The sequence below is a fragment of the Stakelama portus genome, from assembly GCF_003171655.1.
GTDB lineage: Bacteria > Pseudomonadota > Alphaproteobacteria > Sphingomonadales > Sphingomonadaceae > Sphingomonas > Sphingomonas portus.
In genome coordinates, this window is the sequence record NZ_QFZL01000003.1 from 426,054 (window position 1) to 448,255 (window position 22,202).

Genomic DNA, 22,202 nt, shown 5'->3' on the forward strand with positions numbered 1-22,202 from the left:
CGCCGGCTCAGCCGCCCGAACCGCGCCAGTCGCTGGGGCGGATGCCGTGGCGACGCGCCTTGTCGTAAAAGGTCTTGCGCGGAATCCTGAGCAGGTCGACTGCCTTGCTCACATTGCCGCGCGTGGCGGAGAGCGCGCTGCGGATCTGCTGCGCCTCGAACGCATCGACTGCGTCGGACAGGCTCGGCCGGTTTTCGAACGACCAGGGCGCGAGCGCGCCTTCGCCTTCCAATATCCGGCGTTCGGCCATGTGCATCAGCTCGCGCACATTGCCCGGCCAGTCATGCGCGCGCATGTCGCCCCAGTCGGCATCGTGCAGCGCAGGAACCGCGCGTCCGTGCCGGCGGGCGCATTCGTCGAGGAAATGCGCATAGAGCAGCGGAATATCCTCGGGGCGCTCGCGCAAGGGGGGCAAGGCGATGGTGAAACGGTTGAGCCGGTATCGCAACGTGTCGATCATCCCGCCCTTGCGGATCGTGTCGGCCATCGACTGGCGGCTGGTCGCGATCATCCGGAAATCCAGATGGCGCGCTTCATTGCCGCCCAGCGGCACCACTTCGCGCGCTTCGATCGCGCGCAGCAGCTTGGGCTGTGCCGATTGGGTGAGCAGGTCGACATGGTCGAGGAACAACGTCCCCTGATCGGCTGCCTCGATGCGCCCGATGCGGGGCCAGCGGGCGCCGGGAAAGGCATTGGCGACATGGCCGAACAATTCGGCCTCGACCATCTGATCGGGCAGCGCGCCGCAATCGACCGTCACCATCGCGCGGCGGCGACGGTCGCTCGCGCGATGCAGCATCGCCGCGACCAGCGACTTGCCGGTGCCCGTTTCCCCTTCGATCAGGACGTCGACCGATGTCGGGCCGATCTGGGCAATGGTACGGCGGACCTGTTCGATCGCGGGCGAAATCCCGATCAGCGCGGATGCGCCCGCCGCCTGTTCGGCCTGCGTCCGCAGGCGACGATTTTCGAGCGCGACCTGTCGCATTTCATACGCCCGCCCCACCGCGCGCAGCAATGCGTCCGCCGGATAGGGCTTGGTCAGGAAATCATAGGCGCCGTCCTGAATCGCCCGCACCGCAGTGGCGACATCGCCATGGCCGGTGATCAGCACCACCGGCAGCTGCGGATCGCGCTCGCGCAGGGCGGCGAAAAGCTGAAGCCCGTCCATGCCCGGCATGCGCAGATCGCTGACGACGACGCCGGGAAAGTCCGCCGTCAGATGGTCGAGCGCCGATCGGGCATTATCGAACAGCAGCGGCTGATAACCCGCCAGTTCGAGCGTCTGGGCATTCGATGCGCGCATATCCGCATCATCGTCGACGAACGCGACGCGTTTTACCGGTTCGCTCATGCCGATTTGAGGGTCATGCGGAAACAGGCGCCATCGGCGACGGCGACGCGCGACAGGTCGCCGCCCAGATCGCGCATGATGTCGCGCGACAGCGTGAGGCCAAGGCCAAGGCCCTGTTCCTTGCTTGTCTGGAACGGCTGGAACAGCGATGCCGCCGCTTCTTCGGTCAGGCCCGGGCCATTGTCGGCGATATCGACATCGACTCGCTTGCCGCGTGCGGCGACCGTCAGCGTGATCCGGGGATCGGCAGCATCCTGCATCGCATCGAGTGCATTGACGATCAGATTGACCAGCACCTGTTCGAGCCGCACCCGCTCGCCGATCACCATCGCATCCATATCGCCCGCCACGGTGACTGCGACGCCGCGCCGCTCGATCCGGTCGCGCAGCAACAGCGTCGCGCCGTCGATCGCATCGCCGATCCGCAACGGGCCGAGCGTGCCGCGCGCCTTTCGCGCGAAACCGCGCAGTTCCGAAATGATCGCGTCGATCCGTTCGGTCATCGCGACGATGCGCGACAGATTGTCGGCGGCATCGGCGTTGCGCGCCTTTTCGATCAGGATGCGGCCATTGTCGGCATAGCTGCGGATCGCGGCGACCGGCTGATTGATCTCATGCGCGACCCCGGCCGTGATCTGGCCGAGCGAGGCGAGCTTGTTCGCCTGGACGAGCTGGTCGCGCGCCTGTTCGAGCTTTGCTTCGCTCGCGCGGCGATCGTGCATTTCCTGTTTGAGCTTGCGGTTGGCCTGACGCAGGTCGAGCGTGCGTGCCTCGACTTCGGCTTCGAGCTGCGCGCGGTTGGCTTCTGCGCGCGCGGCGGCCTGTGCGCGCCGCATCCTGCGGCGGACGAACATCCCGACCAGCAATGCCGCGAGCAACAAAATGACCGCCGTGACGATGCGCGCGCTATAGGCGGCCTGCTTCACGCCAGTGACGGGCGTGAGCAGGTGCAGCGTCCAGCCCGGTGTCGTGGTGGGCAGCAGCGTTTCGACATATTCGTTCGCCGCTTCGTCGCGCGACCCGGCGATGGTGACGATGCCGGGGCGATTGGTGCGCGCGATCGGCAGCGGCGTCAGTGGCGCCTGACCGAAATCGAGACTCTTGCGAAGCTGGGCGCGTTCTTCGCTGTCGATGAACCGGTTGGTGAGGAAGCGCCAGCCGGGGCGGCTGGTGATCAGGACGACGCCGCGCGAATCGGTGACAAAGGCAGGCGAGCCCGATTGCCGCCATTCATTTTCCAGCTGGTCGAATTCGACCTTGAGCACGACGACGCCGGTGCTGCGCCCGGTTTCGACGCGCCGGGCGATGTAGAGGCCGGGAAGGCGGCTGACGGTGCCGAGCGCGAATTGCTCGCCATTGCCGCTGGCGAGCGCATCCTGGAAATAGCTGCGGAACCCGTAATTGGACCCGACGAAGCTCAGCGGCTGATTCCAGTTGGAAGCGGCGATCGTCGTGCCTTGCGAATCGAGCAGATAGAGCGCCGCGCTGTGGATCCGATCGTTGAGCCGTTCGAGCCGCCGGTCGAACGTCACCACTGCCTCACGATCGGGCGAATCGAGCACCTGACGCGTCTGCGGATCGTCGGCCAGTGCGAGCGGGATCAGGCGAAATTTCTGCAGCTCGCTGCGGAGCAGGGCGGCGTGGAGCGCGGCGGACGCGCGGCCTTCGACGCGCGAGCTTTGATAGGCACGCTTCGAAGCGATCGAACCCGACAGCAGGATCGCGGCCACCGCCCCGATCAACGCCGCAGCCGCGACAACCATCACCCAGGGACGCAGGCGTCGGTCGGTCCGCATAGGGTTGGCGAAGCGCATGGCGCTTAGTGTGCGGATTTTCGCACATTGTCGAGATGTGCTGTGTGGTTATCCACACATCAATGCGGCACTCGGAATCAAAAACAAATATATATCAGTATCTTAGCAAGTTCAAGAAAATCGCTGTCGTCGCGCTGTCCAACGCTATCCTCACTGCGGTTACCGTCGGAAACACGCCGGAACCTTATTCGGGAGAGACTGACTTGCGAGACCTGACGGCTGCTGCAGCGGCGCCAAAGCGCACCCCATGGTGGCGGCATCTCTATGTTCAGGTGCTGGCCGGGATCGCGCTCGGTACGCTGGTCGGTGCGATCTGGCCCACCACCGGCGAAGGGCTCAAGCCGCTCGGCGACGCGTTCATCGCGATCGTCAAGATGATCATCGCGCCGGTCATTTTCCTGACGCTGGTGACCGGCATCGCCAATATGCGCGACCTCGGGTCGGTCGGTCGCGTCATGCTGAAGGCGCTGAGCTATTTCCTGCTGCTGTCGACCGCCGCGCTGATCCTTGGCCTGATCGTCGCCAATGCGACTCAGATCGGCGCGAGCATGCATATCGATCCGGCGACGCTCGATACCGCCGCAGTCGCCAAATATACGCAACAGGCGCATGATCAGACGATCACCGGCTTTCTGCTGCACATCATTCCCAAGACGATCGTGTCGCCGCTCGCCAGCGGAGAGATTCTCCAGGTGCTGCTGGTGGCGGTGCTGACCGGCATTTCGCTCGCGCTGATCGGCAAGGAAGGCGATCCGCTGCTCCGTGTGCTCGAATCGGCGAACCAGCTGGTGTTCCGCATGGTACACATGCTGATGAAGCTCGCCCCGATCGGCGCGTTCGGCGCGATCGCGTTCACGATCGGCAAATATGGCGTGGGCTCGCTTGCCAGCCTCGCGGCGCTGGTCGGCACCTTCTACATCACCAGCCTGTTGTTCGTGCTGGTCGTGCTCGGCGGCGTCGGCTGGCTGTTCGGCTTTTCGATCCTGAAGCTGATCCGCTATCTGAAGGATGAGCTGTTTCTGGTGCTGGGCACGTCGTCGTCGGAAGCCGCGCTGCCCAGCCTGCTCGAAAAGATGGAACGCGCGGGCTGCTCGAAACAGGTGGTCGGGCTGGTCGTTCCCGCCGGCTATTCGTTCAATCTGGACGGGACCAACATCTATATGACGCTGGCGGCGCTGTTCATCGCGCATGCCACCGGTACGCCGCTGTCGTTCGGCGAGCAATTGCTGCTGCTGGGCGTCGCGATGCTCAGTTCGAAGGGCGCGGCGGGAGTCACCGGCGCGGGGTTCATCACGCTCGCCGCGACCTTGTCGGTGGTGCCGTCGGTGCCGGTCGCCGGCATGGCGCTGATCCTCGGCATCGATCGCTTCATGAGCGAATGCCGCAGCCTCACCAATTTCGTCGGCAACGCAGTCGCCACGATCGTCGTCGCCAAATGGGACGGCGAATTCGATGCCGAACTGTTCGACCGGGCGATGCACGGCGCACCCGCCAGCATCGAAGAGGTCGAGCGAAAGGCGTCGACCGCCACAGGCTGAAACCCAAATCACATCGCACAGGGGAGCGGCAACGTCCGAAAGAGACGTGTCGCCGTGAGAGGAGACAGGAAATGAAGACATTCAGGACATGCGCGCTGCTGACCACGGCACTGGCAGGATGGCCGGCGGTCGCCGCCGCCCAGACCGCGCCTGCGGGACAGCAGGCCACTGCGCCACAGGGCCAGGACGCCACTCAGGCGGCCGAACAGGATGACGCGGCGCCGACCGAAATCGTCGTCGTCGGTTCGCGCATCACCGGGACCAGCATCACCGAAGCATTGCCTGTCACGGTCGTCGATTCGAACCAGATCGCCGCCACCGGCGCCGTGTCCGGCGATGAGCTGCTCCGATCGATCCCGCAAATGGGCGATGTCAGCTTCAATCCGAACAACAGCCCGCAAACGAGCAATGCCGCGCGCGGCGACGTCAGTTCGATCGACATCCGCGATCTGGGCCCCGGCAACACGCTGGTCCTGATCAACGGCCGCCGCCTGGTCCAGCACCCGGTTACCCAGGCCGGCATCGCCAATGTGCCGGAGCAGACGTTCAACGCCAATTCCCTGCCGGTCGGCGCGATCGAGCGAGTCGAGGTGCTGCGCGACGGTGCTGCCGCAATCTATGGCTCGGACGCGGTGGCGGGTGTCGTCAACGTCGTGACGACCGAAAACTATCAGGGATTGCGCGGCAGCCTGCGCTATGGCGGTGCGGAAGGCACGCATATGCGGGAATTCAACGCCAATCTGGCCGGCGGCACCAATTTCGGCAATGGCCGGGGCAATATCACCGTCATGGGCGAATATACCCATCGTACGGCGATGCTGGCGAGCGACGAAAGCTATACCGCTACCGGCGATCTTCGCGGCTATTTCGCCGGATATCCCGGCTATGCCGATTCGACCGATCCGGACAACCGGTCGAGCTATACGCCCTTCGCCAATTTTTCGACCAACGGCGTGGTGGTGCGTCAGGGATCGAGGACGCTGACGTCCGGTGCGGGGTCGTTCCACATCCAGCCGCAGGATCATGACGGCTGCCGCACCAATTTGTCCGACGGCATGTGCATCGGGCGCGGCAACATCAGCTATAACACGTTCCGCGATCTGCGGTTCGACGATGCGGTCGGGACGACCGTCCGGTCTCAGCTCGAGCGGATCAATCTGTTCGCCACAACGCATTACGACGTCAGCGACACCCTCACGCTCTTCGGCGAGGCTGGCTATTATCATGCGACGTCGCACCGGCTGCAACCGGCCGTCATCCGGTTGAACGACGTTACCGTTCCGGCATCGAATTACTGGAACCCGTTCGGCGCGACGACGCTGCCCGACGGATCGCCCAATCCCAATCGCCTGCCCGGGCTGGACATTCCGGACGAAGGCATTCCGGTGACTCTCACGCGCTATCGCTTTGTCGATACCGGCTTGCAGAATGTCGATGTCACCAACGATCAATGGCGCCTGTTGGGCGGCGCGCGCGGATCGTTCGACAAATGGGACTGGGAAGTCGCAGGGACCTATTCCGAAGCAACGTCGGAGGACCTTTCCGACAATATCAACACCACCTTGTTGCAACAGCAGCTCGCTCTGGCGACGCCCGACGCCTATAACCCGTTCAACGGTGGCGGCTGTGACGGCAACTACAGCGTCGGCGATTGCACGCCGAGTTCGGCCGCATCCTATCAACCGTTCCTTTTCAGGATGCGCCGGTTCGACAGGACGACGCTGGCGATGTTCGACGCGCGGATCAGCACCGGCCAGCTGATCCAGCTTCCCGCCGGCGATCTGGGGCTTTCGATCGGGATGGAGCTGCGCCGCGAAACCCAGCGCGACGACCGCGATCCCAATCTGGACGGCACGAACACCTTCACTGACATGGTCACCGGCGAGACCAATGAAAGCAATGTCGTGGCGGTCAGCCCCACGCCCGACAGCTATGGTTCCCGGCGGGTCTTTTCGGCCTATGGAGAGCTTGCCGTGCCGGTCATTTCGCCGGCCATGGGCGTCCCGCTGATCCGCAAGCTCGAGCTGCAGCTGGCGGGCCGGTATGAGAATTACAGCGATTTCGGTTCGATCTTCCGGCCCAAGGCCGCGGCGGCATGGGACGTGTTCAAGGGCGTCCGCCTGCGCGGATCCTTCGCGCTCGGCTTCCGTGCGCCGAACCTCGAACAGCTTCATGCCGGCGAATATGGCCGGCTGGGTACGAACAACGACTATATCCGCTGCGAAGCGGATTTGCGGGCCGGACGGATCAGCAACTTCAACCAATGCTCCGAACCGGCAAGCTATTCGATCCGCGTCGCCGGCAATCCCGATCTACAGCCCGAGCGCAGCCAGAATGTCACGTTCGGACTGGTGCTTCAGCCGGGTTTCATTCCCGACCTGACCTTCACGGTCGATTGGTGGCAGATCAAGCAGAACGGCATTGTCGGCCAGTTCGGCGGCAGCAACTCGCTGGCGCTCGACTACCTTCAGCAGATTCAGGGCGCGAGCAATCCCAATGTCGTGCGCGCCGCGCCGACGGCCGATGACGTCGCATTCTTTGCCGGCACCGGTATCGATCCGGTCGGCGAAGTCATCGGAGTGAACGATTCCTTCGTCAATCTCCTGCCGCAAACCGCGCGCGGCATCGACTATGGCGTCCGCTATACGCTGCGCGATCACGGCCTGGGCCGGTTCGAATTCAACCTGAACGTCGCGCAGCTCCTCAAATTCAAGCGCGACCGCGGCGATCTGGTCGATATCCTGTTCGATGCCCGCGACGCCGGGACGATCGATGCGGGGACGCCGCTGTCGGGCGGGGGCAATCTGCTTGCCAATAACGGCCGTCCGAAATGGAAGGGAACGGCCTCGCTCACCTGGTCGCTCAACGGCTTCCGGATCGGCGCCTCCGCGCAATATACCGGGTCGGTGCACGACACGAGCTTCCTGTCGGACACGGGCCAGGAATGGGTGGTGCCGGCGACGACGATGGTCAATCTCTATGTCCAGTATCGCATTCGCGAGCTGGGGCCGCTCGAGGGGCTGCGGTTCCGGATCGGCGCACGCAATGTGTTCGATACGCAGCCGCCGCTGACCGCAGACGGCTATTTCGGCGAGCTCTATCAGCCCTATGGCCGCTACATCTACACCTCGGTGGGTTTCGATCTGTGAGGATGCGGTTGAGGAAGGACAGGGTCGCCGGGGTCGTGCTTGCGCTTGCGGGTGTCGTGATGGCGCCTGCAGCATCGGCACAGGACCATCCGGCATCCCCGCCGCCGTCGGAAACAACGGCGGCGGCGGCGACCGCCGAGCAGCCGGAAACGATCCTCTTCATCGGCAACAGCTTCACCTATGGCGGGCATAGCGCGGCATGGCGCTATCGCGCCGACAGCGTCACCGATCTGAACGGCGACGGCGTCGGCGGGGTGCCTGCACTGTTCAAGCTGTTTACCGTTGAGGCGGGGCTCGATTACGCCGTCAGCCTGGAAACAAGCGGGGGCAAGACGCTGGGCTGGCACTGGGACCACCGGCGCGATGTGGTCGACCGGTCATGGGACCATGTGGTCTTGCAGGATCTGAGCACCTTCACGCGCGACAATCCGGGCGATCCCGCGACGCTGATCGCATATGCCCGCAAATTCGCGAACCTGTTCAAACGCGCCAATCCCGATGTCGATATCAGCATGATCGCGACCTGGTCGCGGCCAGACCTCACCTATATCGCGGGCAAACGCTGGTCGGGTCAGCCGATCACGCGGATGGCCGAGGATATTCGCGCCGGATATGACAAGGCCAAGGCGGAAATACCCGCCATTGGTACGATCCATCCGGTGGGGCAGGCGTTTTCGCGCGCGATCGCGGACGGCGTGGCCGATCCCGATCCCTATGACGGGATTGCGTTCGGCCAGATCGACCTGTGGACCTATGACCAGTATCATGCGAGCAGCGCGGGCTATTATCTCGAGGCGCTGGTCATCTTTGCCGATGTGACCGGGTGTGATCCGACCGGTTTCGGCAGGGATGAGATCGCAGCATCGGAACTGGGCATTTCGCCGCTGGCCGCCGTCGCGCTCCAGCGCGTCGCGCAGCAAACCACTGGCGCAAGCCGCGTCTGTACCGCTGTGCCCGCGCAGTGAAATGCGAATAGCGACGTGATTGCCCGAGCCACTCAGGGCCGGAAATGCGCGACCAGCGCGTGGCGGGTGCCGGGGCAGGTCTGGCGCGCATAGGTGATCCGCTCGCTCCCGCGCCACGTCCAGCGTTCGAGTGCGAGACAGGGGCTGGCGGGAGCGATCGCTAATTGCCGGGCGATCGCGGCGTCGGCGGCGACTGCCGTGATGCGATGCTCGGCCTCGGTCCAGGGAACATGGGCGAGCAGCCAGGAGCCCGGCGGTTCGTCGGAGAAATCCCGCTCCGCCGCTTCGGGCACGGCGGCAAGATTGATGAGGCGGAATTCCAGCGCATAAGGGTCGTCGCCCGCGAAATGCAGGCAATCGATCGCGAGCACATCGCCCGGAACATCGAGCCGCAACAGCCGCTGGTCGGCATCGGTCGCGGTCCGACGTTCGGTGCGCAACAGCTCCAGCCGATAGGCGAGACCCCGTCGCGCGACTTCCTCACGGATGTCGGGGATTTCCAGCGCCGCGCGATCGAAGCGCGGGGCTGCGACGAACGTGCCCGCCCGCCGCCGGCTTTCGAGCAGCCCGGCGTCGATCAGCCCGCGCAGCGCGCGGTTCACTGTCATTCGCGAACAGCCATAGCTGGCCATCCACTCATGTTCATAGGGAATGCGGTGCCCCGGCGCCCATTCGCCCGACCGAATGCGGCGTTCGATTTCCTGACGGATACGCGTGTGGATGGCGAGAGGCGGAACCGGACCGGCAGTCAATCGAGCAATTTCCCAAGCGTCTGGCGATAGCGTGCGGCAATGGCGTCGCGCGCGACATGGCGCCCGCCGCTAACGCAGCGGCGCCCGCGCGACCAGACGCTTTCCACCACCCCGCGCCCGCCCGCAAACACCCAGCTGTCGATCAGAGCGTCGCCCGGTCGTGCGACCAGCGCAGGGGCATCGGCGCGGAGCGCGACGATATCGGCAACGGCGCCCGGTGCGATTGCGGGTCGGATGCGGCCCAGCGCCTGTGCGCCGCCGGTCCGCGCCGCGTCGTACAGGTTGCGTCCCGTCGACCGGCCCGGCCCGGCGGCGAGCAGGTTGCGCCCGCCATGCGCAAGCCGCTGCCCATATTCGAGCAGGCGCAATTCGCCCGCCGCGTCGATCTCGACATTCGAATCCGACCCTATGCCGATACGCCCCCCCTGTTCCAGAAACGCGCGCGCGGGGAACAGGCCGTCGCCCAGATTGGCTTCGGTAATCGGGCAGAGGCCGACGACTGCGCCCGACCGGGCAATGCCGGTCAGTTCGGCGTCATCGACATGCGTCGCATGAACCAGACACCAGCGCGGATCGATCGCTATGGTGTCGAGCAGGAATGCGACAGGGCGGCGCCCGCTCCACGCCAGGCACGCATCGACTTCGGCCTGTTGCTCGGCGACATGGATATGGATCGGCCCGTCGGGCACCAGCGCGGCGAGGTCGGCAAGCTCGTCAGGCGTCACGGCGCGCAGGCTGTGCGGCGCCACCCCGAGCACCGCGCCGTCGAGCCCGGACACTGCCGTCCGGCACCCGTCGATCAGCCGCGCAAAGCTGTCGCAATCATGCACGAAGCGGCGTTGTGACGGGCTGGGAGGCGCACCGCCAAAGCCCGAATGGGCATAGAATACCGGGAGCAGACTGAGCCCTATTCCAGTCTCGCTTGCGGCTTCGACCACGGCCTGCGCCATTCGTGCCGGCGCGGCATAGGCACGGCCGTCGGGCGCGTGGTGGAGATAGTGAAATTCGCCGACTGCGGTGAAGCCGCTTTCGAGCATTTCGGCATAGGCAAGCGCGGCGATGGCGGCGAACCCTTCGGGATCGAGCCGGTCGACAAACCGGTACATCGCCTCGCGCCAGGTCCAGAAACTGTCCGCATCGTCGCCGGCACGTTCGGCAAGGCCGGCCATCCCGCGCTGAAAGCCATGGCTGTGGACATTGGGAATGCCGGGAAGCGCCGGGCCGAAGCATTGGTCGCCGGGCTGTGGCGCCGCCCCGGGCGCAACGTCGGCGATGGTGTCGCCCGCCAGCGTGACGCGCACCGAATCGCGCCATCCATCCTCCAGCAGGGCCCGTTCGAACCAGAGCGCCATCGCCTTCCTTCCCTGCAACTGGACAGGTGCTACATGTCGAATTTAAGTATATACATTATCGAATCGAGCGCCAATGGGAAGCGGATATGGCGATGCGCTGCGACAGTTTATGGACCAATGCGCGACTGGCGACGCTTGCTGCCGATCGCGACGGTCTGGGCGTGATCGAAGCGGGCGCGATTGCCGCGACCGATGGCCGCATCACCTGGGTCGGGCCTGCTGCGGAGGCGCCGCCCGCCGCGCGCAGCATCGATTGCGAAGGGCGCTGGATCACGCCGGGCCTGATCGATTGCCACACCCATCTGATCCATGGCGGCGATCGCGCGCAGGAATTTGAAATGCGGCTGGCGGGCGCCTCTTATGAGGAGATCGCCCGCGCTGGGGGCGGCATCGTGTCGACGATGCGTGCGACGCGCGCGGCAAGCGAAGCCGAGCTCGTCACCGGCGCGCTGCCCCGGCTCGACGCGCTGATCGCCGAGGGCGCGACGACGGTCGAGGTTAAATCGGGCTATGGCCTCGATCTCGACAGCGAGCTCAGGATGCTGCGCGCGGCGCGGGCGCTGGGCGCCGCGCGGCCCATACAGATCGCCACGACGTTTCTCGGCGCGCATGCGTTGCCGCCCGAATATGCCGGGAATGCCGACGGCTATGTCGACCATGTCTGCGACACGATGATACCGCGCGTCGCCGAGTTGGGGCTAGCCGATGCGGTCGATGCCTTTTGCGAGAATATCGGCTTTTCGCGCGACCAGACCGAGCGCGTGTTCGCCGCCGCCGCGCGCCACGACCTGCCGGTCAAGCTCCATGCCGAACAGCTTTCGAATCAACATGGCGCGGCGCTGGCCGCGCAATATCGCGCGCTGTCCGCCGATCATCTCGAATTTCTCGATGCCGATGGCGCGGCTGCCATGGCGCGGGCGGGAACGGTCGCGACCTTGCTCCCCGGCGCCTTTTACTTCCTGCGCGACACGCATCTGCCGCCGATCGACGCGCTGCGTGACGCTGGTGTGCCGATGGCGGTGGCGACCGATTGCAATCCGGGCACGTCGCCGCTTTCGTCGCTGTTGCTGGCCATGAACATGGCCGCGACGCTGTTCCGGCTGACCATCGACGAATGTCTGGCCGGCGTGACGCGAAACGCCGCCGCCGCACTGGGGCTGGCTGCGGAAACCGGCACGATCGCGCCAGGCAAATCCTGCGACCTGGCGATCTGGGACATCGAACGGCCGGCGGAGCTGGTCTATCGCATGGGGCTCAATCCGCTCCATGCGCGCATCTGGAAAGGGCAGGCGGCATGATCGAGCTGGTGGCGGGGGACGTCGCGCTGGCGCAATGGCGTGCGGTGTACGAAGGTGCGCCCGCGCGGCTCGACGCGGCCAGCGCGCCGCGCATCGCCGAAAGCGCCGCTTCGGTTGCGCGGATCGTCGCGCGCGGGGCGCCTGCCTATGGCATCAACACCGGTTTCGGACGGCTGGCGACGGTGCGGATCGGCGATGACGATCTCGCCACGCTGCAACGCAATCTGGTGCTGAGCCACGCCGCAGGTACGGGCGATCCGGCGCCGGTGCCGGTGGTGCGGCTGATGATGGCGCTCAAGCTGGCGAGCCTGGGTCAGGGCGCATCGGGCGTGCGCCCCGAAACGGTCGCGCTGATCGAAGCGATGCTGGCGCGCGGGCTGACGCCGGTCGTTCCGGCGCAGGGATCGGTGGGCGCGTCGGGCGATCTTGCGCCGCTCGCGCATATGGCGGCCGCGATGCTCGGCGTCGGGGAAATCGACACCGGCGCGGCACGGCTTCCGGCGGGGGAGGCGCTGGCGGGCGCTGGGCTTGCGCCGCTCGATCTGGGGCCGAAGGAAGGGCTGGCGCTACTCAACGGCACGCAATTTTCGACTGCCTATGCGCTCGCGGGGCTGTTCGATGCCGAAACCGCGTTTCGCAGCGCGCTCGTCACCGGCGCGCTGTCGACCGAAGCGGCCAAGGGCACCGACGCGCCGTTCGATGCACGCATCCACAGGCTGCGTCGCCATGCCGGGCAGATTGCCGTGGGGGACGCACTGCGCGAGCTGATGGCCGGATCGGCGATCCGCGCTTCGCATCGCGACGATGATCCGCGCGTTCAGGACCCCTATTGCCTGCGCTGCCAGCCCCAGGTGATGGGCGCCGCGCTCGATGTGCTGCGTTCGGCCGGCGCGATGCTCGCCACCGAAGCCAATGGCGTATCGGACAATCCGCTGATCTTCGCCGATACCGACGAAGTGTTGTCGGGGGGCAATTTCCATGCAGAGCCGGTTGCCTTCGCCGCCGACATGATTGCGATGGCGCTTTGCGAAATCGGGTCGATCGCCGAACGCCGCGTCGCGATGCTGCTCGATGCTTCGCTCTCGGGATTGCCTGCGTTCCTGACGCCGCGTCCGGGGCTCAATTCGGGCTTCATGATTCCTCAGGTAACCGCCGCCGCGCTGGTATCGGAAAACAAGCAGCGCGCCTTTCCCGCCAGCGTCGATTCGATCCCAACATCGGCCAATCAGGAAGACCATGTCTCGATGGCTGCGCATGGGGCACGGCGGTTGCGCGACATGGCGGCGAATGTGACGATGGTTCTGGGGATCGAGCTGCTGGCTGCGGCGCAGGGGTGCGATTTCCATGCGCCGCTTTGTTCCTCCGATCCGCTGGAGGCTGTGCGCGCGCGCCTGCGTGCCCAGGTTCCGACACTGGCCGATGATCGGCATATGCATCCCGATATGGAGGCGGCGGCGGCGCTGATCCGTTCGGGCGCGATCGTCGATGCCGTGGCCCTCCCGCTGCCCGGGATGGTGGCATGAGCTGGCTCAAAGTCACGCGCGGCGATGCGCCGCTGGTGATCGGTTTGCCGCATACCGGAACGGGGCTTGGCGATGTGGCGGAGCGATTCCGCTCGCACTGGCTGGCGCGGCGCGATGCGGACTGGTGGGTCGACCGGCTCTATGCCGTCGCCGCCGAAATGGGCGCCACGTTGGTGTGCACCGGCGTGTCGCGCAGCGTGATCGACGTCAATCGCGATCCGAGTGGCGCTTCGCTCTATCCGGGGCAGGTTACGACGGGGCTGTGCCCGGTCGAAACCTTCGACGGCGAGCCGCTCTATGCCGATGCAGAGCCCGATTCGGACGAGATCGCGCGCCGCCGCGCGTTGTGGTTCGAGCCCTATCACGCCGCGCTTTCGGCCGAGATTGCCCGGTTGCGCGCCAGCCATCCGCGCGTCGTCCTGTATGATGCGCATTCGATCCGCAGCCATATTCCCCGGCTGTTCGCCGGCATATTGCCGCAATTCAATATCGGCACCGATGGCGGCAGCACCTGCGCGAGCGAACTGACATCGGCCGTGGCCGATATCTGCGCCGCGAGCGGACTGGGCCATGTCGTCGACGGGCGGTTTCGCGGCGGATGGACGACGCGCCATTATGGCCGCCCCGAAACGGGCGTGCACGCGATCCAGATGGAACTGGCGATGCGCGGCTATCTCGATGAGCCGGAAACGCCGCGCGCGCCCGACTGGCCGCCCGAATTCGATGCAGAGCGGGCCGCGCCGCTCACTGCCGTGCTGCGCGACGTGATCGCCGCCTGCCTTGCCTTTGCCCGATCCTGATCGCTGGGAGAAACCGCGTGAATCGTCACGACAATAGCCGCGTCATCAAGCCTGCGACCGGAACGGCGCTGAGCGCGCGGAGCTGGCTGACCGAAGCGCCGCTGCGGATGCTGATGAACAATCTCCATCCCGATGTCGCCGAACGGCCCGAGGAACTGGTCGTCTATGGCGGCATCGGTCGCGCCGCGCGCGATTGGGACAGTTATGACCGGATCGTCGCGACGCTGAAGCGGCTGGGGGATGACGAAACGCTGCTGATTCAGTCGGGCAAGCCGGTCGGCGTGTTCCGCACGCATCCCGATGCGCCGCGCGTGCTGATCGCCAATTCCAACCTCGTGCCGCATTGGGCGAGCTGGGAGCATTTCAACGAACTCGATCGCAAGGGGCTGGCAATGTACGGCCAGATGACTGCGGGTTCGTGGATCTATATCGGCACGCAGGGCATCGTTCAGGGCACGTACGAAACCTTCGCCGAAATGGGGCGCCAGCATTATGGCGGCGATCTTTCGGGCCGCTGGCTGCTGACGGCGGGGCTGGGCGGCATGGGCGGCGCACAGCCGCTGGCGGCGGTGATGGCGGGGGCGAGCTGCCTTGCGGTCGAATGCCAGCCGAGCCGGATCGAGATGCGGCTGCGCACCGGCTATCTCGACACGTCGGCGAACAGCATCGACGAAGCGATGGCGATCCTCGAACGGGCACGCCAGGACGGCAAGCCGGTGTCGGTCGGCTTGCTTGGCAATGCCGCCGAAATCCTGCCCGAAATGTTCCGGCGCGGCATCCGCCCCGATCTGCTCACCGATCAGACGAGCGCGCATGATCCGGTCAACGGCTATCTGCCGATCGGCTGGAGCGTTGCCGAATGGATCGAGCGGCGCGAACGCGAGCCCGAAGCGGTGGCGAAGGCCGCGCGGCAATCGATGGCTGTCCATGTCCGCGCGATGCTCGATTTTCAGGCGGCCGGCGTGCCGACCACCGATTATGGCAACAACATCCGCCAGATGGCGAAGGACGAAGGCGTCGAAAACGCATTCGATTTTCCCGGTTTCGTACCGGCCTATATCCGCCCGCTCTTCTGTCGCGGCGTCGGGCCGTTCCGCTGGGCGGCGCTGTCGGGCGATCCGGAGGATATCTATCGCACCGATGCGAAAGTGAAGGAGCTGCTGCCCGACGATGCGCATCTTCACAACTGGCTCGACATGGCGCGTGAGCGGATACGCTTTCAGGGGCTGCCCGCGCGCATCTGCTGGGTCGGGCTGGGCGATCGCCACCGGCTGGGGCTGGCGTTCAACGACATGGTGGCGAAGGGCGAATTGAAGGCGCCGGTCGTGATCGGACGCGATCATCTCGATTCGGGATCGGTCGCGTCGCCCAATCGCGAGACCGAGGCGATGGCCGATGGCAGCGACGCCGTGAGCGACTGGCCGTTGCTCAACGCGCTGCTCAACACCGCGAGCGGCGCGACCTGGGTCTCGCTGCACCATGGCGGCGGCGTCGGCATGGGCTATTCCCAGCATGCCGGGATGGTGATCGTCGCCGATGGCAGCGCGCAGGCCGCGAAGCGGATCGAACGCGTATTGTGGAACGACCCGGCCACCGGCGTGATGCGGCATGCCGATGCCGGCTATCCCGAAGCCATCGCCTGCGCGCGCGAAAAGGGGCTCGATCTGCCCGCTATTCTCGACTGAGGGCGCGCGCTACGCGGCGGCGCGCATTCTACATGGGTGGTGCGGCAGCGATCTGTGCTAGGCTGGCCCTATCGTCGGCAGGTTCACATGTAAGCGCGGACGGCTGAGAGACATTGCGCTCCCGCTTACCGTTCGGGAGCCTCGTCATCGAAACACGTCTGGTGATTGCCTATGCGCTGATCGCGCTCATGGCCTTTGCGCTTTGTGCCACCGTTGCGGTTCTGAAGCTGCGCAGGCGGCGGGAACGATATCTGCTGCGATATCCGCATCAACGGGTGCCGGCATTCTGGGCGCGGCGGCGCAAATGACCGATGCGCCGCGCTATGCGATGCACGAATATCCCATCGCCATCCGCCCGACCGACATCGACGCGCTGGGCCATGTCAACAATGCCATCTATCTGGAATGGGTACAGAATGCCGTGCTCAGCCATTGGCACGCATTTGCCGATGCCGATGCGATCGCGGCGTTCCGATGGGTCGCGGTCCGGCATGAAATCACCTATCGCAAGCCGGCGTTTCTGGACGACGGGCTTGTGGCATCGGTGCTGCTGGAACGGGTGCGGCGCGAAAGCGCCTATTATGAAACCGTGATCCGTCGCGGTGACGAATGCGTGGCCGAGGTGCGATCGCGATGGTGCTGTATCGAAGCCGATACCAAGCGTCCGGCACGGTTGCCCGAAACGGTTATCGCGGGGTTTCCGCTAGCATGCGCGGCGGGCGCGCCCGGTCAAGGCCGGAACTGAAGCGCCCGTCGCGGCCGCACGCCGGAAATGGCGTGCGCGCGGTCGAACCTGTCAGCCGAGAATCGCGATCGCCGCTTCGCGGGCGACCGGGCAGAAGTTCGGGAGGTTCAGGGGCTTTGCACCATTCTGGCCGCACGGGGCGGGGCGGAAAGCATTATGCTGGCGGCGTGCGTGCCGCTGGTTGGAACGTGAAATCATGTAATATCCTGTAACTGGGTTCGGCCGTTGCGCGCTGCGGTCTCGCTGGATGCGGCATGCAAATGGCCGGGATTGTGATCGACACCCGGCGCGCAACGCCGCGGGGATGCGGCGTTCCGCCTGTGGCGACAGATGCGCCGCCGGCGTTTCGCCCTGGGTATCGGGTTGGTGCCAGCGGGACGTCCGCGGGCGCGTGCCTGGCATGTTCCTGCCGGTTCGTTCGGATGCACCGATGTACATCGATGGAAACCGGGGCATCGCCGCTTCGAATGTCGAAAGCGACGCCGTCATCGCGCTTCCGACATTGCGGAAGCTGGCAGTGCCAGAGGTGCTTGGGGAGATTCCTTTTCCTGAAATGAGCCGACCACCGGAAGATCACCCCGGCGCCGTTGTGCAGATAGAAGGAAAAGGGGGCCGCAAAGCTCCAGAAACCGTCGATTTGCGACTGTAGCGGAGCTCTATATGGCTGTTATGCCGCGTATTTGCAAGGCATATCTGGCCGCCCAACTTTGAGCGATCGGCCATGGTCCGCCAATAATATTCGGCACGGCACCGGATTTTAGAAACCGTTATTCCTCATTTCCTGCGCCCAGACGCGTTTTTCAGGGGTGTGAACCATGCTCCGCGAGTCGGGGCAAATGCACGCAAGCGCATGCTGTACTTCATCTGTCACCCGATCGCGGCGAGAGGCGATATGTCCACCCCAAACGAAAAACGCCCCGGAGTCTCCTCCGGGGCGTTTTCGTCTCGGTCAGGAACCGCGATCAGTGATGCGCCTGTTCCTCGATCACCGGCAGCGTTTCGAACTGGTGGAACGGCGGCGGGCTGGACAGCGTCCATTCCAGCGTCGTGGCACCTTCGCCCCACGGATTGGCTTCCGCCTTGCGGCCCGCCAGCAGCGAGAGGATGATGTTGAGGAAGAAGATCAGCACGCCGACCCCCATCACCGCATAGCCCCAGCTCGCGATATAGTTCCAGAAGGCATAGGCGTCCGGATAGTCCGGGATACGCCGCGGCATGCCGTCCAGGCCCAGGAAGTGCATCGGGAAGAACAGCATGTTCACGCCGATGAAGAACACCCAGAAGTGCAGCTGGCCGAGGAACTCGTTATACATCTTCCCGGACATTTTCGGGAACCAGTAATAGAAGCCCGCGAACAGCGCGAACACCGCGCCCAGCGACAGCACATAGTGGAAGTGGGCGACGACGTAATAGGTGTCGTGGACGACATCGTCGAAGCCGCCATTGGCGAGCGCCACACCGGTCACGCCACCGACGGTGAACATGAAGATGAAGCCGATTGCCCAGACCATCGGGGTCTTGAAGCTGATCGAGCCGCCCCACATCGTCGCGATCCACGAGAAGATCTTCACGCCGGTAGGCACGGCGATCACCATCGTCGCGGCGGTGAAGTACATCTTCACATTCACCGGCAGGCCGGTGGTGAACATGTGGTGCGCCCAGACGATGAAGCCGACCAGGCCGATCGCGACCATGGCGTAGGCCATGCCGAGATAGCCGAACACCGGCTTGCGGCTGAAGGTAGCGATGATCTGGCTGACGATGCCGAAGCCCGGCAGGATCATGATGTACACTTCGGGGTGTCCGAAGAACCAGAACAGATGCTGGTACAGGATCGGATCACCGCCATAGGCCGGATCGTAGAAGGCCGTGCCGAAGTTGCGATCGGTGATCAGCATGGTGATCGCGGCGGCCAGAACCGGCAGCGCGAGCAACAGCAGGAAGGCCGTGATCAGCACCGACCACACGAACAGCGGCATCTTGTGCAGGGTCATGCCCGGCGCGCGCATGTTGAAAATGGTGGTGATGAAGTTGATCGCACCCAGAATCGACGCCGCACCGGCAAGGTGGAGCGAGAAGATCGCGAAATCGACCGACGGCCCCGGCTCGCCATAGGTTGAAAGCGGCGCATAGACCGTCCAGCCGGTACCCGCGCCGATGCCGACGAACGGCGAAAGCATCAGCGACACGAAGCCCGCCACGGTCAGCCAGAAGCTGATATTGTTCATGCGCGGGAACGCCATGTCCGGCGCGCCGATCATGATCGGAACGAACCAGTTGCCGAAACCGCCGATCATGGCGGGCATGACCATGAAGAACACCATGATCAGACCGTGCGCGGTGATCAGCACGTTCCAGAAGTGAAGCGATTCGTCAAAGCTCTGCTCGCCGCCATGGACGAAGCCGGCAATGCCCTGGAGATACTGGATGCCCGGCTGGGCGAGTTCGAGGCGCATCACGCCCGAAATCACGCCGCCGACAATGCCGGCGATGATCGCGAAGATCAGATAGAGCGTGCCGATATCCTTGTGGTTGGTCGACATGAACCAACGCGCGAAAAATCCCGGCGTGTGATGATCGTCATGCGCATGATCATGCGCGGCGGGTGAGAGTGCGGTATCGGTCATTGCTTATTCCACAGCGGCGGGAGTTGCGGTGTTGTCGGCCGGTTCGGCGGCGTTGCCGTCGACGGCTTCGGTCGCATTGGCTTCGGCGGTTTCGTTCGAAGCGGCTTCGCTCGCCGCTTCGTCGCCCGGCATGGTGCCGCCCTTGGCGCGGACCCATGCGGCATATTCTTCCGGCGAGACCGCTTCGACGGTGATCGGCATGAAGCCGTGGCGCGCGCCGCAGAGTTCAGAACACTGGCCGTAATAGATGCCCGGTTCCTTGATCTCGAACGTGGTTTCGTTGAGGCGACCGGGGACCGCGTCGAGCTTGACCCAGAAAGCCGGGATCGCCCAGCTGTGGATCACGTCGTTGGCGGTGGTGATCAGGCGGATCGGCGTGTTGACCGGCAGCACCACGCGATTGTCGGTGGCGAGCAGGCGGGGGCCGTCTGCGTCGGTGCGATAGCGCTGGCCGGCTTCGACCTGATTGCGCTCCTTGAGCAGGTTCGACGAGAAGCTGATGTCGCCATTGTCGGGATATTCATAGGACCAGAACCACTGGTTGCCGATCGCCTTCAGCGTGACGGCATTGTCCGGTGCGGGTTCATATTGCTTGGCAAGCAGGCGGATCGACGGGACCGCGATCGCCAGCAGGATCAGCACCGGGACCAGCGTCCAGACGACTTCGATCGTGGTGTTGTGCGACGTCTTCGACGGCACCGGATTGGCGGCGCGGCGATAGCGGAAGATGACCCAGCCCAGCAGCACGAGCACGAAGACCGAGATGAGGATCAGTACCGGCAGCAGCACCCAGTTATGGAACCACAGGCCGTCATCGCCGATGACCGAATATTGTTCCTGCAGGCCGATCGCGCGAGCGACGGGCTGGCCCTTGCCGGCCACCGGCGCCACTTTCTGCGTGCCATCGGCATTCAGCGTGGGGTCGGCCGGAGCGGCCTGCGGGGTTGCGGGCGCATCGCTTGCGGCCGTTGTGCTTTCCGTCGCCGGAGCGGCGGTCGGAGCCTGGGCGTGTCCGGCGCTCCCCAGCGCCAGGCTCGCGGCCAGGACAATCGAAGTCAATCCAAGCATGCGCATCTTCAATAGTCACCCTTTTGCGGAGCGCCGGTTTTCTCGGTCGCAGGCGGTCAGTCGAGGCCTATACGCGCCGAATCCCGATGTCTCAAGCGTATGATCGGGGTCTTTTCGGCGGTGGTTGCGGCGCGTCAAGTGCCGTCTTAGAGGAAGTGCGGCTTCGATCAGGGAAGGAATGGCATGACAGGCGACGAAATTCTGGCGGAGTTCCGCGATGCGGGAGCCTTGCTGGAAGGGCATTTCATCCTGTCCTCGGGCCTGCGCTCGCCGATATTTCTTCAGAAGATGCGCATTTTCGAAGACCCGGCGCGCACCGGTCGCGTGTGCGGCGCGCTGGCACAGGCGATTCGCGAGTCGTTCGGCGAGGTCGATATGGTCGTCTCTCCCGCGATCGGCGGAATCATCCCCGGCTATGAAACTGCGCGCGGGCTCGGCTGCAGGGCCGTGTTCGTCGAGCGCGAGGATGGCGAGTTCCAGTTGCGGCGCGGATTCGAGATTCCGAAGGGCGCGCGGATCGTGATGGTAGAGGATATCGTCACCACCGGCCTTTCCTCACGCGAATGCATCGCCGCGATTCGCAAACATCCGGGCGAACTGCTCGGTGCGGCGTGCATCGTCGACCGGTCGAACGGCAAGGCCGATATCGGCGTGCCGCTGGTTTCGCTGCTCAGGATGGATGTGCCGGCATATGAGGCCGACAAGCTGCCGCCCGAACTCGCGGCGATCCCGGCGGTGAAGCCGGGCAGCCGCGCCCTTGCCGGGTAAGCGCCGATGAGCGGACCATTGCGCCTCGGCGTCAATATCGATCATGTCGCGACCGTGCGGAATGCGCGCGGCAGCGGCTATCCCGATCCGGTGCGCGCGGCGCTGCTGGCCGCCGAAGCGGGGGCAGACGGCATCACCGCGCATCTGCGCGAGGATCGCCGGCATATTACCGATGGCGATATCGAACGACTGTCGGCGGGGCTGCCGATTCCGCTCAACCTGGAAATGGCGGCGACCGACGAAATGCTCGCCATTGCGCTGCGCCATCGCCCGCATGCGGTGTGCATCGTCCCCGAAAAGCGCGAGGAGCGGACGACCGAGGGCGGGCTCGATGCCGCCGGGCAGATCGATCATCTGACGCCGATCGTCGCGGCGCTGCGCGAAAATGGCAGCCGCGTGTCGCTGTTCATCGAACCCGATGCCGCGCAGATCGACGCGGCGATTCGCCTGCGCGCGCCGGTCGTCGAATTGCACACCGGCCGCTATGCCGAACTGGAAGGCGAGGATTGTGCCGTCGAGCTCAAGCGACTGGCCGATGCCGCGGCGCTGGCGGCGAAAAACGGAATCGAGGTCCATGCCGGCCATGGCCTGACCTTCGACAATGTCGTGCCGATCGCCGCGATTCCGCAGCTCGCCGAGCTCAATATCGGCCATTTCCTGATCGGCGAGGCGATTTTCGACGGGCTCGCCCCGGTGGTGCAGCGGATGCGTGCACTGATGGATGCGGCGCGGTGAAACGCGCGCCCGGCTTCGGCTTCCGGCGC

At 65.0% G+C, this 22,202-nt stretch carries 17 protein-coding genes; 11 read left to right on the plus strand and 6 right to left on the minus strand.

The genetic code is table 11. The features are described 5' to 3' along the window. Window positions 1-7: 7 nt before the first annotated feature. The gene (locus DKB74_RS10615) at window positions 8-1,354 is read right to left on the minus strand and encodes a sigma-54-dependent transcriptional regulator (RefSeq protein ID WP_109808099.1); all 1,347 of its coding nucleotides are present in this window, start codon (window positions 1,352-1,354) and stop codon (window positions 8-10) included. After that, window positions 1,351-3,150 (minus strand): sensor histidine kinase, encoded by a 1,800-nt coding sequence (locus DKB74_RS10620; protein WP_109808100.1) that lies wholly within the window; start codon window positions 3,148-3,150, stop codon window positions 1,351-1,353. Before DKB74_RS10620 ends, DKB74_RS10615 begins: the two co-directional genes overlap by 4 nt. A gap of 221 nt (window positions 3,151-3,371) precedes the next feature. Between DKB74_RS10620 and DKB74_RS10625 the strand changes: the two genes are divergently transcribed. From DKB74_RS10625 to DKB74_RS10635, 3 genes are all read left to right on the plus strand, one after another. Further along, on the plus strand, window positions 3,372-4,706 hold the full coding sequence (locus DKB74_RS10625) for a dicarboxylate/amino acid:cation symporter (protein ID WP_239987470.1): 1,335 nt from the start codon (window positions 3,372-3,374) through the stop codon (window positions 4,704-4,706). Window positions 4,707-4,777: 71 nt separating this feature from the next. Further along, window positions 4,778-7,855, plus strand: a complete 3,078-nt coding sequence (locus DKB74_RS10630; protein WP_109808102.1) for a TonB-dependent receptor domain-containing protein — start codon at window positions 4,778-4,780, stop codon at window positions 7,853-7,855. Window positions 7,856-7,857: 2 nt separating this feature from the next. After that, complete coding sequence (locus DKB74_RS10635; RefSeq protein ID WP_109808103.1) at window positions 7,858-8,820, plus strand: PEP-CTERM sorting domain-containing protein; 963 nt, start codon at window positions 7,858-7,860, stop codon at window positions 8,818-8,820. A gap of 32 nt (window positions 8,821-8,852) precedes the next feature. Here the strand turns inward: DKB74_RS10635 and hutC are convergent, their stop codons facing one another. After that, entirely contained in the window at window positions 8,853-9,572 is a 720-nt protein-coding gene (hutC, locus tag DKB74_RS10640) for a histidine utilization repressor (protein WP_193504420.1), read from the minus strand. Continuing rightward, entirely contained in the window at window positions 9,569-10,924 is a 1,356-nt protein-coding gene (locus tag DKB74_RS10645) for a formimidoylglutamate deiminase (RefSeq protein ID WP_109808105.1), read from the minus strand. Before DKB74_RS10645 ends, hutC begins: the two co-directional genes overlap by 4 nt. A 92-nt stretch (window positions 10,925-11,016) precedes the next feature. Here DKB74_RS10645 and hutI point away from each other — a divergent pair, with 92 nt between their 5' ends. The 6 genes from hutI (at window position 11,017) to DKB74_RS18570 (ending at window position 17,624) form a co-directional block, all read left to right on the plus strand. Continuing rightward, window positions 11,017-12,222: an imidazolonepropionase gene (gene hutI / locus DKB74_RS10650; RefSeq protein WP_164497946.1), complete on the plus strand. Its 1,206-nt coding sequence runs from the start codon at window positions 11,017-11,019 to the stop codon at window positions 12,220-12,222. Next, window positions 12,219-13,745 carry a histidine ammonia-lyase gene (gene hutH, locus DKB74_RS10655; RefSeq protein WP_109808107.1) on the plus strand — a complete coding sequence of 509 codons (1,527 nt, stop codon included), beginning with the start codon at window positions 12,219-12,221 and terminating at the stop codon, window positions 13,743-13,745. Before hutI ends, hutH begins: the two co-directional genes overlap by 4 nt. Beyond that, complete coding sequence (gene hutG, locus DKB74_RS10660) at window positions 13,742-14,545, plus strand: N-formylglutamate deformylase (RefSeq protein ID WP_109808108.1); 804 nt, start codon at window positions 13,742-13,744, stop codon at window positions 14,543-14,545. The genes hutH and hutG overlap by 4 nt, the downstream gene beginning before the upstream one ends. Window positions 14,546-14,562: 17 nt before the next feature. After that, window positions 14,563-16,230, plus strand: a complete 1,668-nt coding sequence (gene hutU / locus DKB74_RS10665) for a urocanate hydratase (RefSeq protein ID WP_109808109.1) — start codon at window positions 14,563-14,565, stop codon at window positions 16,228-16,230. Window positions 16,231-16,534: 304 nt separating this feature from the next. Next, window positions 16,535-16,975, plus strand: a complete 441-nt coding sequence (locus tag DKB74_RS10670; protein WP_109808110.1) for an acyl-CoA thioesterase — start codon at window positions 16,535-16,537, stop codon at window positions 16,973-16,975. 400 nt (window positions 16,976-17,375) lie between these two features. Next, complete coding sequence (locus DKB74_RS18570; RefSeq protein ID WP_145960950.1) at window positions 17,376-17,624, plus strand: hypothetical protein; 249 nt, start codon at window positions 17,376-17,378, stop codon at window positions 17,622-17,624. A gap of 313 nt (window positions 17,625-17,937) precedes the next feature. Here DKB74_RS18570 and ctaD read toward each other — a convergent pair whose 3' ends face one another. Together ctaD and coxB are read right to left on the minus strand one after the other, a co-directional pair. Beyond that, window positions 17,938-19,602, minus strand: coding sequence for a cytochrome c oxidase subunit I (gene ctaD, locus DKB74_RS10675; protein WP_109808111.1), 1,665 nt, complete (start codon window positions 19,600-19,602; stop codon window positions 17,938-17,940). A gap of 3 nt (window positions 19,603-19,605) precedes the next feature. Then, window positions 19,606-20,676, minus strand: a complete 1,071-nt coding sequence (gene coxB / locus DKB74_RS10680; protein ID WP_109808112.1) for a cytochrome c oxidase subunit II — start codon at window positions 20,674-20,676, stop codon at window positions 19,606-19,608. A gap of 177 nt (window positions 20,677-20,853) precedes the next feature. Between coxB and pyrE the strand changes: the two genes are divergently transcribed. Then, a complete protein-coding gene (pyrE, locus tag DKB74_RS10685) occupies window positions 20,854-21,438 on the plus strand; it encodes an orotate phosphoribosyltransferase (protein ID WP_109808113.1) in 585 nt (194 codons plus the stop codon). Between the two features lie 6 nt (window positions 21,439-21,444). Continuing rightward, a complete protein-coding gene (locus DKB74_RS10690) occupies window positions 21,445-22,173 on the plus strand; it encodes a pyridoxine 5'-phosphate synthase (RefSeq protein WP_109808114.1) in 729 nt (242 codons plus the stop codon). Window positions 22,174-22,202: the final 29 nt, after the last annotated feature.

Coding starts and splice junctions, on each gene's coding strand:
- pyrE (WP_109808113.1), top strand. CDS start 20,854: ATGACAGGCGACGAAATTCTGGCGGAGTTCCGCGATGCGGGAGCCTTG.
- DKB74_RS10635 (WP_109808103.1), top strand. CDS start 7,858: ATGCGGTTGAGGAAGGACAGGGTCGCCGGGGTCGTGCTTGCGCTTGCG.
- DKB74_RS10630 (WP_109808102.1), top strand. CDS start 4,778: ATGAAGACATTCAGGACATGCGCGCTGCTGACCACGGCACTGGCAGGA.
- DKB74_RS10620 (WP_109808100.1), bottom strand. CDS start 3,150: ATGCGGACCGACCGACGCCTGCGTCCCTGGGTGATGGTTGTCGCGGCT.
- DKB74_RS18570 (WP_145960950.1), top strand. CDS start 17,376: ATGTTCCTGCCGGTTCGTTCGGATGCACCGATGTACATCGATGGAAAC.
- hutG (WP_109808108.1), top strand. CDS start 13,742: ATGAGCTGGCTCAAAGTCACGCGCGGCGATGCGCCGCTGGTGATCGGT.
- DKB74_RS10645 (WP_109808105.1), bottom strand. CDS start 10,924: ATGGCGCTCTGGTTCGAACGGGCCCTGCTGGAGGATGGATGGCGCGAT.
- hutH (WP_109808107.1), top strand. CDS start 12,219: ATGATCGAGCTGGTGGCGGGGGACGTCGCGCTGGCGCAATGGCGTGCG.
- coxB (WP_109808112.1), bottom strand. CDS start 20,676: ATGCGCATGCTTGGATTGACTTCGATTGTCCTGGCCGCGAGCCTGGCG.
- ctaD (WP_109808111.1), bottom strand. CDS start 19,602: ATGACCGATACCGCACTCTCACCCGCCGCGCATGATCATGCGCATGAC.
- DKB74_RS10690 (WP_109808114.1), top strand. CDS start 21,445: ATGAGCGGACCATTGCGCCTCGGCGTCAATATCGATCATGTCGCGACC.
- hutI (WP_164497946.1), top strand. CDS start 11,017: ATGCGCTGCGACAGTTTATGGACCAATGCGCGACTGGCGACGCTTGCT.
- DKB74_RS10670 (WP_109808110.1), top strand. CDS start 16,535: ATGACCGATGCGCCGCGCTATGCGATGCACGAATATCCCATCGCCATC.
- DKB74_RS10615 (WP_109808099.1), bottom strand. CDS start 1,354: ATGAGCGAACCGGTAAAACGCGTCGCGTTCGTCGACGATGATGCGGAT.